This is a genomic window from Sandarakinorhabdus sp., from assembly GCF_031422795.1.
Lineage (GTDB): Bacteria > Pseudomonadota > Alphaproteobacteria > Sphingomonadales > Sphingomonadaceae > Sandarakinorhabdus.
Window position 1 is genome coordinate 1 of record NZ_JANPML010000391.1, and the last position, 1944, is coordinate 1944.

1 protein-coding gene and 1 pseudogene are annotated in these 1944 nt (G+C 60.5%); both read left to right on the forward strand.

Annotated elements, in window-relative coordinates; translation table 11 throughout:
* Nucleotides 1-303 (forward strand): annotated as a pseudogene (locus RMO81_RS13795) (glutamate dehydrogenase); the annotation flags it as partial.
* Between the two features lie 43 nt (nucleotides 304-346).
* Nucleotides 347-1944: acetolactate synthase large subunit (locus tag RMO81_RS13800; protein WP_310476470.1), on the forward strand; the 1598-nt coding region annotated here is incomplete at its 3' end.

Sequence of the window (1944 nt, forward strand, 5' to 3'; positions counted from 1 at the left end):
ATGCCCACCGATCTGGACGGTGTGCACATCTTCAAGGCGGCGCGGATTCTCTATGCGCCCGGCAAGGCGTCCAACGCGGGCGGGGTGGCCGTTTCGGGCCTTGAAATGAGCCAGAATTCGGCCCGCATGAGCTGGAAGGAAGAGGAGCTGCAGGAGATGCTGAAGGACATCATGTCCGGCATCCACGATCGCTGCATCGAATATGGCCGCTCCGCCGATGGCCACACCGATTATGTGAAGGGCGCCAACATTGCCGGCTTCAAGAAGGTGGCCGATGCCATGCTGGCGTTCGGGGTGGTTTGAACCCTCCTCGCAACAGCAAGCGCCGATTCACGGAGAATGAACGATGACCAAGGCCTCTGATCTGCTGGTGCAATGCCTTGAGGAAGAAGGCTGCGAATATGTGTTCGGCGTGCCGGGCGAGGAAAATCTGGATTTCCTCGACAGCCTCCAGCGGTCGACGAAGATCAAGCTGATCCTTACCCGCCACGAACAGGGCGCGGGTTTCATGGCCGCCACCTATGGCCGCCACACCGGCAAGGCCGGCGTGTGTGTGGCCACATTGGGGCCGGGGGCGACCAATTTCGTCACGGCGGCGGCCTATGCCTTTCTGGGCGGCATGCCGATGCTGATGATCACCGGCCAAAAGCCGATCAAGAAATCCAAGCAGGGCCGGTTCCAGATTCTGGACGTGGTCGACATGATGCGGCCTATCACCAAATACACCCACCAACTGGCCAGCGCCGACAATATCCCGGCCCGCACCCGCGAAGCCTTTCGGTTGGCGCAGGAGGAAAAGCCTGGCGCCGCGCATCTGGAGCTGCCGGAGGATATCGCCCACGATCCCACCGACGCAGTGCCGTTCAAGCCAAGCTATGCCCGCCGGCCACTGGCGGATGCCAAGGCCGTGCTGGCCGCCGTGCGTGCCATCGAGGCGGCGAAATCACCGATATTGGTGATCGGCGCCGGCGCCAACCGCACCATGACCAGCAAGATGCTGCTAGAAGTCGTTGAAAAAACAGGCATTCCGTTCCTGACCACGCAATTGGGCAAGGGCGTGATCGATGAACGTCACCCGCAGTTCCTGGGCTGTGCGGCGCTTTCGGCCGGGGATTTCGTTCACGCTGCCATTCGCCGCGCCGATGTCATCGTCAACATCGGTCACGATGTGATTGAAAAGCCACCGTTTTTCATGGCGGGCGACTCCACTACCGTTATCCACATGAGCTTCCGTTCGGCAGAGGTTGACCCGGTCTATTATCCGCAGATCGAAGTGATCGGAGATATCGCCAACGCCGTGTGGCAATTGAAAGAGGCGATCCGTGTCCAGCCGCACTGGGATTTTGCCGACATGCTGGCGGCGCGTGCCGCCGAGGTGGCACATCGTGACGCTGCGGTGGGCGATCAGCGCTTCCCGATCTATCCGCAATATCTGGTGAACGAGATCCGCAAGGTGATGCCCGACGATGGCATCATCGCGCTGGACAACGGCGTGTATAAAATCTGGTTCGCCCGCAATTACACCGCCTATCACCCCAACACCGTGCTGCTGGATAACGCGCTGGCCACCATGGGGGCCGGGCTGCCCAGCGCGATGGCGTCGAACATGGTCTATCCCCACGCCAAGGTGATGGCGATCTGCGGCGATGGCGGTTTCATGATGAACAGTCAGGAGATGGAGACGGCGGTTCGCCTGAACCTCAACATCACCGTGCTGATCCTGAACGATGGCAGTTATGGCATGATCCGCTGGAAACAGGCCAATATGGGCTTCAAGGATTGGGGGCTGGAATATGGCAACCCGGATTTCGTCAAATATGCCGAGGCCTATGGCGCCCACGGCCACCGCGTCACCAGTGCCGACATGCTGCCCGGCCTGATGGCGCATTGCCTGAACACGCCCGGCGTTCACCTTATCGATTGCCCGGTGGATTACAGCGACAA